Genomic DNA, 15,149 nt, shown 5'->3' on the forward strand with positions numbered 1-15,149 from the left:
AAATACTTTTACTTTTAGTAAAAAACGCCTTGCCAAAATAAATTGGCAAGGCGTTTTTGCCTATTTAATATTCCGAGAAAGACAGAAGTCTATTTCTTATTATCGTACTTTCTTTGATTGTCTTTATTCGAAGTCTGGTCGGAACGTTGTCCCCCGCCATTGGTTATACCTTGAATTTTCTTATCTGTTTTTAAATCGTGATTTGCCCTATCGGCAATAGAACTTCCTTGAACGGTTGAATTGTTCTTTGGTGTGCTCGCATTTTTCATAACGGTAAAGTTTAGTGAATAAATAATTTACTGAGCGTTATTATAGTAACCTTTAATAAATGGAATTGGTTTTATTTATTTTGATTATTGAAGGATTTCGATGCAACAAACCCTGTTAAGAAAACCGGATTACGGTGAAAATAATCCTTTTTTGCAGGCGTTCGGCGAGATTATAATGATATTGACAAAAAGATCGAAACGAAAGCCGGACTGATAGTTTGAAAGAACTACTGGCTTTCGTCTTCAAATATTTATTAACTAGAACACCTATGCAATTAGCTTTTTAAGTCAGATAACCTTCACAACCTGTTGTATTAAATCGATTACTTGGATTGGTTTTTGTTTTATGTTGTTTTTGATTACTAATTTAGCACCAAATACAACAAAACAAATACGTGAAAAAAAACCTATTCTTATTTATTGCAATCTGCATTGCCACAATTTCGGCAAACGCACAAAAGCAAACCTATCTGGAAATGTTAGCCAATCAGCCAAAATGGGTTGATTCTGTGTTTAACAAATTAAACCGTAGAGAACGGATTGCACAAATGTTTTTCGTACGTGCCCATACTAATTTAGGGCAAAAATATACTGATTCAGTTGGCTTGGTGATTAAAAAGGAGCAACTGGGTGGCGTAATTTTCTTTCAGGGTGGGCCTGCAAGGCAAGCTGCGGCAACTAACGCTTACCAAAAAGTGAGCAGAGTGCCATTAATTGTTGCTAACGATGGAGAATGGGGATTGGGAATGCGTTTAGATAGTACGATTTCTTTTCCTTATCAGATGACTCTAGGCGCGATTCAAAACAAAGAATTGCTGTATAAAATGGGTTTGGAAGTTGCTAAAGATTTTAAACGCATGGGTATGCAAATGAATTTAGCCCCCGATGCTGACATTAATAACAACGCGAAAAACCCAGTTATTAACTACCGTTCGTTTGGCGAAAATAAATATAATGTGGCAGTGAAAACTGGCGCATATATGAAAGGTATGCAAGATGGAGGTTTATTAACAACTTTAAAGCACTTTCCTGGGCACGGCGATACAGATGTAGATTCGCACTATGATTTACCGCAACTTACCTTTAACGCAACCCGTTTAGATACCTTGGAAATGTATCCGTTTAAAGAATTGATTAAGCAAGGTGCATCGGGAATTATGATTGCGCACATGAATATTCCATCGTTGGATAATACGCCAAATTTACCTTCTACGCTGTCAAAACCAATTGTTACAGGAATTTTAAAGGAAAAATTAGGCTTTAAAGGGTTAATTATTTCAGATGCGATGGACATGAAAGGCGTGGTGAAATATTTTAAAGATGGGGAGGCTGATTTATTAGGGATTATCGCTGGAAACGACATTTTGGAACTTTCTGAAAACAGCGACAGGGCTATTAAATTGGTTCGTAAAGCTGTCAGACAAGACAGAATTGATATGAAAACGATTGATGAAAGCGTGAAAAAGATTTTAACAGCTAAATATTGGGCTGGTTTAGGTAAACGCGATACAATTGTTACCCAAGGGATTGTTGCTGGTGTAAACCGCAATGCAAGCAACGCTTTGGTGCAAGAGCTGGCTAACGCATCGGTTACTTTATTAAAGGGAAAAGATTATATTAAAAACATGATTCCCATTAGAAGAACTGCAATTATTAGTATTGGAGTTCCTTCGGTTACCAGATTTCAGAAGGAGATTTCGAAAGGTTTTTACAACTCGGTTTATTACGTTTTAGATAAGGATGCAAGTGCGACTCAAATTTCGAATATTGCACGTGAAATTGGTGCTTTCGATCAGGTAATTGTAGGCATTCATGATGCTCGTTCCCGTCCTGGAAACAACATACCTTTAAATGCTGGAGTTAAAAATTTTATTAAAGATTTATCGACTAAAAACGCAGTTTTTGCTTTGTTTGCAAACCCTTATAACCTTGCTGGATTACCTGGTTTAGAAAACAGTAAAGGTTTGGTTATTGGCTATCAGAAAGAAGACTATATGCAAATTTCTGCTGCAGCAGTGATTAATAACAGATTAGTTCCTACTGGCAAACTTCCTGTTAGCATTGCTCCAAACTATAAATTTGGCGATGGATTGTAAATTTTAAAAATATAATTAAACAAGAAAGGCGAATGAAAATCATTCGCCTTTCTTGTTTGTAAACTATTCTTCTGGGTTTATTGAAGATCCTTATTTATAATGTTTTTAGCTTTTACTTTGCTTTAACCTTGTAAGTTTCTGGATTTACCGCTTCAACCGTCCACCCTTTTAAAAATGAAATGGTTTTTTTCACATCGTGGCCAACTTTTCTTTTGCCGTTTTCACCAATTTCTTCTGATTCTAAATATGCTGAGTTTTCGATATGCAATACTTTGCCTTTGCCATTTAAAACTACGAAAACAGGGTAACCAAAACGATTTGGGAAACCAAGATATTTCATAGCTTCATCATTATGATGATCTTTATCCCAGTTTACTAAAACAAATTCATAGTTATCATCAATAGCTTGTTTTAGTGTTGGCGTTGTTTCGACCAAATTGTGGAAGGCAATACACCAGCTACACCAGTTTCCGCCAACTTGCACTAACACATGTTTGTTTGCTTTAGCAGCTTTTTCTGTAGCCGCTTTTAAATCGGCTAATGCATTCGCATCAGGGTTGTAAATATGAACACCTTCTGTTTTTGCCTGACTGAAAGCCGCAGTGGAAATAAATACCGCAGCTAATAAAATGAATATTCTTTTCATATTTTTTTAGAATGATAACACAAACTTAATCAAGTCGACCAATCTAATAGATTATTATCGAATTCTTTACAGAAGAAATACATTTTCACAAAAGCTTATCTTTGTGCTTTCGATGGATTTTTTAGACCTACATACGCACAAAACCGCACAGAAAACGGGAGTTCACAGCATTCAGAGTTTATCGCTAACAACCGATATCTTTCTGGCTATGCCTAAAACTAAAGCCATTTCAATTGGACTTCATCCCTGGTACGCTACGCTTGATAAATTGGATTTGCAGATGAAATACCTAGGTGTTTTGGCTAACCAGGCGAATGTTAAATTAATTGGGGAATGCGGGTTAGATAAACTTAAGGGCGAAAATATTGAGCATCAAATCATCATACTGGAAAAGCAAATTGCACTAGCAGAAAAGCTTGGTAAACCGCTGATTTTACATTGCGTTAAATCCTTTTCAGAATTAATTGGAGTTAAAGATCGATTGAGCGTTAAAGTACCGATGATTATTCATGGCTTTAATAAAAATGAGGAATTAGGTAAGCAATTAATTGCAAAAGGTTTTTTACTTTCTTTCGGAGCTGCAAGTTTGAAAGAGAATTCTGGTGCTTCCAAATTAATGAAGCAGTATGATGATTTTTTTTTAGAAACCGATGATTCGGAAACATCAATAGAAGAAATCTATCAAGGGGCAGCTAATTTGAAAAAATGTTCGGTTGATGAAATGAAAGCAATTATTTTTGCAAACTGGAAAAAATTGAATTTAATTTAAATAATTAACCGCAGAACAGATAAACACAGATTTTAAAGCCCAAAATCTGTGTTTATCCTTTTCATCTGTAGTAAAAACATAAATAATATGTCTGATATAAGCTGGCTTTCACGCTCTGCTCTTTTAGTAGGAAATGATGGAATTGATAAACTTCAATCTAAACACGTTTTAGTTATTGGCTTAGGAGGCGTTGGTTCTTTCGCTGCCGAATTTATTTGCCGTTCAGGAATAGGCGAAATGACAATTGTTGATGGTGATGTAGTTGACCCAACCAACCGTAACAGACAATTACCAGCTTTAGCTACCAACCACGGTGTAGGCAAAGCCGAAATTATGCAAGAGCGTTTGTTAGCTATAAATCCTGAATTAAAACTCCATGTGGTTAATACTTTCCTAACGCCAGAGAAATGTAGAGAAATTTTAGAATCGAACTTTGATTATATTATGGATTGCATTGATAGTGTGATGCCGAAAATTACGCTATTGGGAACTGCACTGGAAAAAAATATCCCAATTGTAAGCTCTATGGGTGCAGGTGGTAAAATGGATCCAACCAGATTAAGAATTGCGATGTTGCCCGATACTTATCAATGTGTTTTTGCCAGTTACGTACGCAAACGTTTAAACAAATTAGAAAATGCATCTAAAATAAAAGCTGTTTTTTCTACCGAACAAATGGATAAGAACTCGATGATTATGACCGACGGAAGTAATTTTAAACGCTCGGCTTACGGAACGGTTTCTTATTTACCCGCTGCCTTTGGTGGTGCTTGTGCCTCTGTAGTAATTCGCGATTTACTGGGTTTAAAAATAGAAATGGCCGAAAGACCATTAAGGATTAGCCATAAAACCTTAGCAAAAAGAAAAATTAAAAAGAAATAGCTACCGGTCAACTGTTGATATCCTGATTTCGGGAAAATTTTAAATTGTTGTAAGTTAGGTGTTGTTAAAAAACAACCCCGCCTTACAGGCACCCTTTTTAAAGGAAGGGAAATAAAACCCATAGCCAAGAAAAATATGCCCAAACCAATTAAAATTCTTCAAGCTTCAGCAGGTTCTGGTAAAACGTTCAGTTTAACAGCACACTACCTCACTTTGCTTTTTTCTGGTGATAATAAATATCGCGAAATTTTAGCAGTAACCTTTACAAATAAGGCTACAGAAGAAATGAAAACCAGGATTTTGGAAGTTCTGCATGGTTTGGCAAATGGTAATCCTTCAAAAAAAATTGAAGATTATCGGGTTTTGGTTTTGGCATCACATCCTGAGTTGAAAGCTGAAAGTTTAAAACTTAAGGCTGATAAGATCTACCGTAAAATTCTTCATGATTACAGTCGTTTTTCGGTGAGTACGATTGATGGTTTTGTGCAAAAAGTAATTCGCGGATTTGCTTTTGAGCTAGGCTTAAATGCCGATTATAATTTAGAAATGAATTATGACAAGGTGAAAGATGACCTGGTAAATAAACTGGATGAAGCTTTAGATACCAATAAACAGCTTTTACAATGGATTATCGATTTAGCAATCGAACGCATCAGCGATAATAAAAGCTGGAATTATAAATTCGAACTATATAATTTAATTGGTGAAATATTTTCAGAGCGTTTTCAAATTTTTGAGGATGCAGTTAGCGAGCTTGGCTTAGAAAACATAGATGAATTGTTTAAGAAATACATCAGTGTTACTAAAGATGAGATTAAAAATTTCGAAAGTGAAATCATTCAACTCGCTAAAGATGCATATGAGGCGCTTGAAGTTTTAGGTGTAGAAAACGACCAGCTTAAAGGAAAATCAAGAAGTCCGCTAACCAAATTAATTATAGTAGCAAGGGGCGATTTTTCTAAAATAGAATCGATTTTTAATCTAATTGATGAACCTGAAGAATGGTTTCAGAAAAATGCAAGTGTGGCGGAAGCTTATGATACAATAAATCTCATTTTAAAAAAGATAGAAACTCATTACCTAACACATCTACCTAATTATCAGCTTGCAATCGCTTTCAATAAAAATCTTTATTATTTAAGGTTAATGCAGGAAATTGCTGTTCTTTTAAAAGAATATCGGGCAGAAAATGATAATCTTTTAATCAGCGATGCGCAGAAATTAATTTCGGGAATCACCGAAGATGCGGGGGATAATCCTTCCTTTATCTGGGAAAAAGTTGGTAATCGGTATCGAAACTTTCTGTTTGATGAATTTCAGGATACCTCAACCAGCCAATGGGGAAGTTTTAAATCTCTACTTACCAATGCAATGGCAACACCAAGTGAGGATTTAATTGACCATTTAATTGTTGGCGATACTAAACAATCTATTTACCGCTGGCGAAATGGCGATTGGAATATTCTGCATAAACATGCCAAAAGTGATGTTGGAATAAACAATGTATTGGAAGACAGCTTAGCAGAAAATTATCGCAGCACGGAGAATATCATTACGTTTAATAATGTTCTTTATCGTTCCATCCCGATTACATTACAAAATGAACTAAATACAAACTTAGCCACTAAACCAGATAACATTACCAATTGGTGGACAGGTGAGCATTACGACCGAATTATAAAAGATATCTACTCGGGCTCGACGCAAAATTTTGCAGTAAATACCCTTAAAGGTGGCACAATAAAAATTAAAAAATTTAGCAAAGAACATGCTCCTGATGAGGCTCGTTTTACCGAAACAGTTTTTAGAGATATTGCTTTAGATGATGTTATTAAGGAAATTAAAATCTTAAAAGATGAACAAAAATATGCCTTAAAAGACATCGCAATTCTGGTTCGTTCGAATAGCGAGGCTTTGCTTACCGTACGCAAATTAATGGAGCAAAATCTTCCTGTTTTATCGGGCGATGCACTACTAATTTCAAACAATTCGGCAATACAATTAATCATCAACACCTTGAAAGTATTAATTGGCCTGGAATCGCAAAGCGCACTTTATAAAGCAAACTGTATTGCGCTTTATCATTCTTTACACGAAAAAGAACCAGATGCAAATCACTATATTAATCTCACGATTAAACCCTTAAACCAACTTTCGGCCGTATTACCACCTGCCTTATGCGAAAACTGGCAAAGCTGGCTACAGTTGCCTCTACCTGAATTAGTAGAAATTTTAATTGAAAGTTATGGATTAAAACCTTTAACCGCTCACCTACCCTATCTTTTGGCTTTTAGAGATTTAACCGCATCAGCAGGTAAATTAGGAGAAAAAGGAATTATCGCATTTTTAACCTGGTGGGATGAGGATGGTGTTAAAAAATCGCTTCCATCTCCAGAAGGCGCCGATGCGATTCAAATTATTACCATTCATAAATCAAAAGGATTGGCCTTTAGAGCGGTTTTTGTGCCATTCTGCAATTGGGAAGTGAAAGGTAAAACAAACTCAACTTTTTGGGTTTCGTCTGAAGAAACCGTTTACAAAGAACTTCGTGGAATCCCACTAAAATATAATAAAGAATTAGCCGATTCATCCATCGCGAAGGCGTATTACGAAGAATTACTTTATAACAACATGGATGCATTGAACATGCTCTACGTAGCCACAACACGTTCTAAAGATTTCCTTTACATTTCTACGATGGGAAAAGCAGAACCAAAGGGGAATAAAGAAGTTAGTTTATCGAACATGGGCGATGTAATCAACTTCACCTTCGATGGGCAATTCGATGAAAATGGCGTTTATGAAATCATAGATTATATATCAGTAGAAAGCAAAAATGAAGAAACTGATTTTATCGCCTTAAAACATTATCCAACTACTACCAGGTTATCTGAATTATATATTTCATCAGAAGAAAAGCATTTAAAGCATTTGGTAAACATCGAAAAATCGGGCAGAAAAGGCTCATTATTACATGATATTCTGGCAAATGCAAGTACAGAAAAAGAGGTTGATGATTATTTAACAAATTTAATTTTAGAGGGAATTGTACAGGAAGATGAAAAAGACAGCCTAAAATTAAAGGCTTTGGAAGTATTAGAAAATTCGGATTTAAAAGCAGTACTAAGTAAAGCAACAGGAAGTATTACCGAAAAAAACATTATAGATGCGAAGGGTAAACTTCATCGTCCTGATCGTATTTTATTTAATAATGATGAAGTAATTATCCTCGATTATAAATTTACGCTTACCGAAAGCGACAGACACATTGAGCAAGTAGAAAATTATAAAAATCTGCTTTTAGATATGGGCCACAGCAATGTTAAAACCTATTTGTTTTACGCCGTTAGCGGTAAATTAAAGTTAGTGTAGATGATTAAGCCATTTTTACAAGAAGTTGCCGAAGATTTAATTGAAAAATTTGGAGCGAATCTCCAACATTGCGCCATTGTTTTTAATAATAAGCGCCCATCTGCTTACATGCAAAAATATTTGGCTGATATTATTAAGAAACCCTTTTTTAGCCCATCCTTTTATACTATACAGGAGTTTTTTGCGAGCGCAACAAAATATAAAATCGCAGATTTTTACTTGCAGTTTTTCACGCTTCATAAAATATACAATCAGCTATTGGCTGAGGAAAATCTGGAACCTATTTCTAGTCATAAATTTTTCCCTTTAGCCAAAATAATTTTAAGCGATTTTACCCAAATTGATAATGATTTGGTGGATGCTGGAAAGCTATATCGTGATTTGGAAGATATTTCGGTTATCAACAAAGACTTCGATTACTTAAGTCCAGAGCAATATCAGTTTTTAGCACAATTCTGGACCTCCTATTCTGAGGGAAAACATAAAAAGCAACAAGAACTTTTTATTAAAATGTGGCGGAGAATGCCAAAGCTGTATCATAAATTCCACGCCACACTAAAAGAACAAAATTATTTAACAAATGGCTATGTTTACCGCCATTTAGCCGAAGAAATAGAAAACCAAAAAGATTTGCCTGTAAATTTCGAAAAAGGCAAAATTATTTTTGTTGGCTTTAATGCTTTAACCAGTGCAGAAGCAAAAATTTTTACACAATTACAAGAAGCTGATAAAGCCTTATTTTACTTCGATGCTGATGAATATTATTTAAACGATCCTTTACAGGAGGCAGGATTATTTTTAAGAAAAAACCTGAATCTTTTAGGTTTAAAAAATGTATTTGAGCATAAACCAAGCTTAATGAAAACCGAAGAACATCGGGTTAATGTTTTTAAAGTTCAAGGTCAATCTGCACAAGCCAAAATCCTGAATAATATTTTAGAAGATGATTATTCGCAAAGCGATGATGTAGGTTCTACCGTTGTGGTTTTAGCTGATGAAAGTTTATTGTTGCCTGCCTTACAAACCATCCCCGCAAATTTTAACGGACAAGCAATTGACCTGAATGTAACTATGGGCTTTGCTTTATCTACATCGAGTATTTTTGGTTTAGCCGATTTATGGTTTTCATCTCAACTGGAAATTTTACATACTGGAAAAATTTCTTACAAAAACGTTGAGGCATTTTTAACACATCCCTTAACAGGATTAACGCAAAAAATGCGTGATAAAATTTTAACAGCATTACTAAAGGAAAACGAAGTAGAAATTGCCCATGAAAGACTTTTAAGGCAAGGTGGTTTATTCGAAGTTTTCTATAAAAAAATCGCTAACCCGAAGAATGTTGTTCCTTACTTGTTAGAAGTTTTAGATTTTATTTTAACCCGATTATCGAATGCAAAAACGCTGAAGAAAATCGATGCTGAACTTTTTGTTAAAACCATACAGGAGTTAAATCGCTTACACGATACCTTTGGTAAACACATTGGCGATGAAGAAATCCAGTTTGTAATTTATCTGGTTCAAAAATCGCTGCAAGCTGTTGCTGTTCCGCTATCTGGCGATCCGTTGAATGGAATTCAATTAATGGGATTGTTGGAAACCAGAAATTTGAATTTCGATAAAGTTGTAATCTTAGGCTTTAATGAAGGAATTATACCTAAATCATCTATCGGAAACAGTTTTATTCCAGATAGTATTCGTAGAGTTTACGGCTTGCCAGTGCTCGAAAATCTTGATGCCATTTCCTCATACATGGTTTACCGTTTAATGCAAAGGGCAAAAAACATCAACTTTGTTTACAACAGTTTAACCGACGAAAGTACTTCGGGCGAAGCCAGTAGAATTTTAAAACAACTGGAATACGAAAGCGGATTCGATTTCACTTATAATGAGCTTAATCTTGATGTTAAAACGGAGCCTTTTAAAGAGGTTCGAATTGAGAAAACCAATAATATTTTTATCCAGGAAACCCTTCAAAAATATCTTGATAAGAAAAAAATACTTTCTCCATCGGCTTTAACCCAATACATTTCCAATCCGATAGATTTTTTCTTTAACTACATCGCGGGGATTAAAGAACCGAAAGAGGTAAGTGCGGTGGTAGAAGCCAATGAAATTGGTTCGATTTTGCACAAGGTGATGGAGTATTTTTATCAGGATTTGATGAAAGCTGAAATTACAGCCGACTTGATTAAAGAGAAAAGGAAACAAGTTCCATCTTTAATCGAAAAAGCTTTTAACTCGGTAATGTTCAACCATCCTGATAAAGTGATGGAGTATAAAGGTATGCAGAAGGTAATTTTATCTATTGTAGATGCTTACGTTAACATCATTGTAAATCAGGATATTTCTCAAACGCCATTTAATATTATTAGCCTGGAACAAAAGGTTGAAGCGGAAATTAGTTTCCCTTTAAACGGAAAGGAAGCCAGTATTAAAATTTTCGGTTACATTGACAGAGTTGATGTTAAAGACGGGGTAACTAAAATTGTAGATTATAAAACAGGAAGCGACAAACTGGCTTTTAAAGATGTTACTGAGCTTTTTAATTCCGATGGAAAAAATATCAACAAAGCATTAGTGCAAACGCTACTATATACTTATGCTTATGAGCAGTTTTCGGGTAAAACTTTTGTAGAACCTAACTTGTATGTTGTAAAAACCATGAACGATCCAACACTTGGCGGTGTTTGGTTTAAATCAAATCGTCAGATTTTGAAAGGTGATTTCCTTGAACAAATTAAGCCCGAATTTTTAGCAGAATTGAGAAAAAAATTAACAGAGCTTTTCGAAGCGCCATACTTTTTAACAAGCTCAATTGAAGATAATTATAAGTATTCGATTTATAAAACGCTTTTTGGGAAGTAGTTTTTTAACCACAAAGGAAAAAAAAAGATAAGCGCAGAGGACGATAAGCTTAAAGCGAATATCAACTTATTCTCATTGCGAGGCACGAAGCAGTCTTAAAGCTTTGGGGTTTTTAAATAGCGAACGTTGTAGGATTGCTTCGTGCCTCGCAATGACGACCGCCTAAAAACTAAAACATCATTGTTTTCTCTGTGGAATCTCTGTGCACTCTGTGTTAAAACCTTAACTTCATTTTCTCTGCGAAAAACTTTGCGGTCTTTGCGTTAAACTATTAATTTTAAATATGCTTACCCTCAACTTCACCAAATTCCCTAATCTCGAAACCGAAAGATTAATTCTTCGGGAACATAAATTATCTGATGCTGATATATTATTCGCCATGCGTACTAACGAAACGGTAATGAAATACATCGATAGAGAAAGGCCGAAAGATTTATTAGAAATTAAAACCTTCATCACTGCTTTTAATGAAGGCTTCGAAAAAGGCGATAATTTGGCTTGGGTAATTGCTTTAAAAGAAAATCCCGAGCATATGATTGGTTCTATTGGTTATTGGCGAACAGACTATGCAAATCATCGAGCAGAAATTGGTTATATGCTCGACCCCAATTATTGGAGAAAAGGAATTACTGCCGAAGCATTGATAAAAACCATCGCCTTCGGCTTCGAAGAAATGAATTTGCACACCATAAAGGCAAATATTAATACTGGGAACAATGCCTCGCGAAAAATGCTAGTTAAACATGGATTTGTTAAAGAAGCATATTTCAAACAAGATTACTATTTCAGAGGACAATTTTTAGATAGCGAGATTTATAGATTATTAAATCCAAATCATTAAATATTTCGGAAAACTGATAAACCGTAATACAAAAACAACTTAAGTTAATACATTGCAAAATAATATTTTAGCTATTCTAAAATAACAGCTCAGATAAAAAGCAAAAAGCAGAATATTCCATCATAATCAACCATAATTATTACAAAATACAGGCATTTTTGCCTTTGGTTTGGTAGCGATTAATAATTATATTTGCCACCGTTATTAAAATTTACAATGAGAGAAATCCAATTTAGAGAAGCACTACGCGAAGCCATGCAAGAAGAAATGCGTAAAGATGACCGCGTTTTTTTATTAGGTGAAGAAGTAGCAGAATATAACGGTGCATACAAAGTAAGTCAAGGTATGCTTGATGAATTTGGTGCGAAACGTATTATCGATACCCCAATTGCCGAGTTAGGTTTCGCTGGGATTGCAACTGGTGCCGCAACAGCTGGCCTTATTCCAATTGTAGAGTTTATGACATTTAACTTCTCATTGGTAGCAATCGATCAAATCATCAATGGTGCTGCGAAAATTTTATCAATGAGCGGTGGTCAGTTCTCTTGCCCTATGGTTTTCCGCGGCCCAACAGGTAACGCAGGTCAATTAGGAGCACAACACTCTCAAAACTTCGAAAACTGGTTTGCAAACACACCAGGTTTAAAAGTTGTGGTTCCATCAACTCCTTATGAAGCTAAAGGTTTATTAAAACAAGCTATCATTGATCCGGATCCAGTTATTTTCATGGAATCTGAGGTAATGTATGGCGATAAAGGCGATGTTCCTGCAGAAGAATATTATATCGAATTCGGTAAAGCAAACGTAACCAAACAAGGTACTGATGTAACAATCGTAACTTTCGGTAAAATGTTAACACGCGTAGTTAACCCAGCGGTAGAAGAATTAACAAAAGAGGGAATTAATGTTGAGGTGATCGATTTACGTACTGTTCGTCCTATCGATTACGATACAATTATCGAATCTGTTAAGAAAACAAATCGTTTAGTAGTAGTAGAAGAAGCTTGGCCATTAGCATCACTTTCAGGTGAAATTGCTTTCATGGTTCAGAAAAAAGCTTTCGATTACTTAGATGCGCCAGTTTTACGCATTACTTGTGCTGATGTTCCACTTCCATACTCGCCAACTTTAATTGCTGCCAGCTTACCAAATGCTGAGAAAGTTGTTAAAGCGGTTAAAGAAGTAATGTACGCTACAAAATAATAAAGTATCAGTCTAAACGTAGTCGAAGACTAAAAACATAGAATCCTCCAAAGCAATTTGGGGGATTTTTTTTACGCGAAAATTTTCATTATACAATGCATTTAAGAACATTTAAGCTTATGAATTCAGATTTCTTACATGGTAAAATAATTTGAAAACCAACGTTCAGCAGTTCTTCGGTTTAAGCAGCCCTGCCACCCATTTCAATCTTTTTAGAAAGCTGTCGTGCTGAGGAACGAAGTATCTGTTTCATCGTCTGCAGATGCTTTGTTCCTCAGCATGACAGCATATTCAGGGTTGCTGCAAACTAAAAAGTATTTCCATCACTGTCAGGTTTATTTAACTAAACCTGGATAAAAACGCAATTCAGTTTCCAGCCTAAAGCCTAAAAATCAAGCGATATTTTTTATCTTCGCTACAACAAAAACGTCCCATCAAAATGTCTGAATACATAGCCGAACAAACATTTAATAAAGAAGATTTTACTTTACGATCATTACCAAAAGCCGAATACGAAAACTGTAAATTCATTAATTGCAACTTTGCAAATTCCGATTTAAGTGGTTTAAAATTTCTCGATTGTGAATTTATTTCATGCAATTTGAGTTTAGCAACTTTATCCAAAACTTCATTTAACGAGATTAGCTTTAACGACTGTAAAATGCTTGGCTTGCGGTTTGAAAATTGTAACGATTTCGGTTTGGCTTTCAGTTTTGAGAATTGCAAATTAGACCATTCCTCTTTCTACAAACTGAAATTGAAGAAAACCCATTTCAAAAACACCCAATTACACGAAGTCGATTTTTCTGAGTGCGACTTGGCAAATTCAACTTTCGACAATTGCGATTTACTGAGCGCAACTTTCGACAGAACCATTCTAGAAAAAGCCGATTTCAGAACGGGCTATAACTATTCCATCGACCCAGATAATAACCGCATTAAAAAAGCAAGGTTTTCTAAATCTGGTTTAGCAGGTCTTTTACACAAATACGATATCCAGGTTAGTGAATAAATTAATTTAGATTTTTCGTATTTTCATATCAAGATTTCAATGTTATGGAAAAAACAGACCCAAAAACCATAGATGAATATGTTGCTTTATTTCCAATAAAAACGCAGCAAATTCTACAACAAGCCCGCGAAACTATTCATAAAGCCGTACCAAACGCAAAAGAAGTTATCAGCTATAAAATGCCTGCATTTAAACAAAATGGTGTTTTAGTTTATTTTGCGGCTTACAAAAAGCATATCGGTTTTTACCCTACAGGTTCGGGCATTGAAGCTTTTCAGCATAAATTCGAAAATTATAAATGGAGCAAAGGAGCAGTTCAGTTTCCTATTGATAAGCCTATGCCTTTAGATTTAATTTCTCGAATTACAAAATTCAAAGCCGAAAGAGATTTAGAGAAAGCCGCGAAGAAAAAACTTTAGGTTATCCAAAGTTCTTCTTCTTTATCGAAAACCCAAACTCCGTTTACTTTCTTTGCATAGATAATAGTACCCATGCTCCAAAAATTCTGATAGCCAACTTTCTTACTCTGTGAAAAGACATAGCAAGCCCTTGTTTTATTTTTGTTAAAAACAACTCGAGTAAAAATCAGATTTCCATTAAAGTTTCTGTCATGAATGACTGATGAATCATTTCTAATCTCATATTTTTTTGAGTTTGTTGTCAAATTTGCTGGTAAAAATTTAAGCTTAGTATTCTTCAATATTTCACCAATGGAATCTGGATGTATTGATATCGCTATTGGCTTTGAAGATAAATTATTAGACAACTTTTGACCCGTTTCATTTAAGGTGTCATTTGTTAAATATAGATGCTTTCTATTTATAGGTACTTTCGGTATTTTGCTTAAATTAATTTCCTTACCTCCTTTAGGTCGAAATTGAACCATGGCTCTTCTTAGCTCATCAAAATCGTTTTCTGATACTGCAATAACAGCATTTTCAAATGTATTCAAGATAACCTGAACCTCTTCATCAACATTTTCCTTATTTTCATGAGTTTCATAACCACATCCAAAGCAAAATATCAATAGAATAACTATTACATTTTTCATTTTATAAATATGATGCGATTATTTTACTTTTCCATAATTTCTATCTCTGCATCATGCAACCAAAAATAGCAGCAATATCCGAATTATCTAAACGGGATTGAAGCGGTATATCGCGATTTTTCATCTGGAATTTAGAGTAA

At 34.9% G+C, this 15,149-nt stretch carries 12 protein-coding genes; 9 read left to right on the top strand and 3 right to left on the bottom strand.

Annotation, left to right across the window (positions count from 1 at the left end):
• Positions 1–89: 89 nt before the first annotated feature.
• Entirely contained in the window at positions 90–269 is a 180-nt protein-coding gene (locus ABD692_RS13760; RefSeq protein WP_316755386.1) for a hypothetical protein, read from the bottom strand.
• Positions 270–664: 395 nt separating this feature from the next.
• On the opposite strand from ABD692_RS13760, the gene ABD692_RS13765 reads away from it, so the two are divergent.
• Positions 665–2,365, top strand: a complete 1,701-nt coding sequence (locus ABD692_RS13765; protein ID WP_344767893.1) for a glycoside hydrolase family 3 protein — start codon at positions 665–667, stop codon at positions 2,363–2,365.
• A gap of 112 nt (positions 2,366–2,477) precedes the next feature.
• Here ABD692_RS13765 and ABD692_RS13770 read toward each other — a convergent pair whose 3' ends face one another.
• Positions 2,478–3,011 carry a thioredoxin family protein gene (locus ABD692_RS13770; RefSeq protein ID WP_316755382.1) on the bottom strand — a complete coding sequence of 178 codons (534 nt, stop codon included), beginning with the start codon at positions 3,009–3,011 and terminating at the stop codon, positions 2,478–2,480.
• Positions 3,012–3,123: 112 nt separating this feature from the next.
• Here ABD692_RS13770 and ABD692_RS13775 point away from each other — a divergent pair, with 112 nt between their 5' ends.
• The 8 genes from ABD692_RS13775 (at position 3,124) to ABD692_RS13810 (ending at position 14,377) form a co-directional block, all read left to right on the top strand.
• Positions 3,124–3,780, top strand: coding sequence for a TatD family hydrolase (locus tag ABD692_RS13775; RefSeq protein WP_316755380.1), 657 nt, complete (start codon positions 3,124–3,126; stop codon positions 3,778–3,780).
• 87 nt (positions 3,781–3,867) lie between these two features.
• Positions 3,868–4,662, top strand: coding sequence for a tRNA threonylcarbamoyladenosine dehydratase (locus ABD692_RS13780; RefSeq protein ID WP_344767897.1), 795 nt, complete (start codon positions 3,868–3,870; stop codon positions 4,660–4,662).
• Between the two features lie 135 nt (positions 4,663–4,797).
• Positions 4,798–8,034 (top strand): UvrD-helicase domain-containing protein, encoded by a 3,237-nt coding sequence (locus ABD692_RS13785; RefSeq protein WP_344767899.1) that lies wholly within the window; start codon positions 4,798–4,800, stop codon positions 8,032–8,034.
• Positions 8,035–10,902 (top strand): PD-(D/E)XK nuclease family protein, encoded by a 2,868-nt coding sequence (locus ABD692_RS13790; protein WP_344767901.1) that lies wholly within the window; start codon positions 8,035–8,037, stop codon positions 10,900–10,902.
• Positions 10,903–11,185: 283 nt separating this feature from the next.
• A complete protein-coding gene (locus ABD692_RS13795; RefSeq protein WP_344767903.1) occupies positions 11,186–11,743 on the top strand; it encodes a GNAT family N-acetyltransferase in 558 nt (185 codons plus the stop codon).
• A gap of 216 nt (positions 11,744–11,959) precedes the next feature.
• Positions 11,960–12,946, top strand: coding sequence for a pyruvate dehydrogenase complex E1 component subunit beta (locus ABD692_RS13800; RefSeq protein WP_316755370.1), 987 nt, complete (start codon positions 11,960–11,962; stop codon positions 12,944–12,946).
• Positions 12,947–13,385: 439 nt separating this feature from the next.
• On the top strand, positions 13,386–13,958 hold the full coding sequence (locus ABD692_RS13805) for a pentapeptide repeat-containing protein (RefSeq protein WP_344767906.1): 573 nt from the start codon (positions 13,386–13,388) through the stop codon (positions 13,956–13,958).
• A gap of 44 nt (positions 13,959–14,002) precedes the next feature.
• Entirely contained in the window at positions 14,003–14,377 is a 375-nt protein-coding gene (locus tag ABD692_RS13810) for an iron chaperone (RefSeq protein ID WP_344767908.1), read from the top strand.
• On the opposite strand, the gene ABD692_RS13815 is transcribed toward ABD692_RS13810, so the two are convergent.
• The gene (locus ABD692_RS13815; RefSeq protein ID WP_344767910.1) at positions 14,374–15,009 is read right to left on the bottom strand and encodes a hypothetical protein; all 636 of its coding nucleotides are present in this window, start codon (positions 15,007–15,009) and stop codon (positions 14,374–14,376) included. The genes ABD692_RS13810 and ABD692_RS13815 overlap by 4 nt on opposite strands.
• Positions 15,010–15,149 lie beyond the last annotated feature (140 nt).

This window comes from Pedobacter ginsengiterrae (assembly GCF_039537385.1).
Taxonomy (GTDB): domain Bacteria; phylum Bacteroidota; class Bacteroidia; order Sphingobacteriales; family Sphingobacteriaceae; genus Pedobacter; species Pedobacter ginsengiterrae.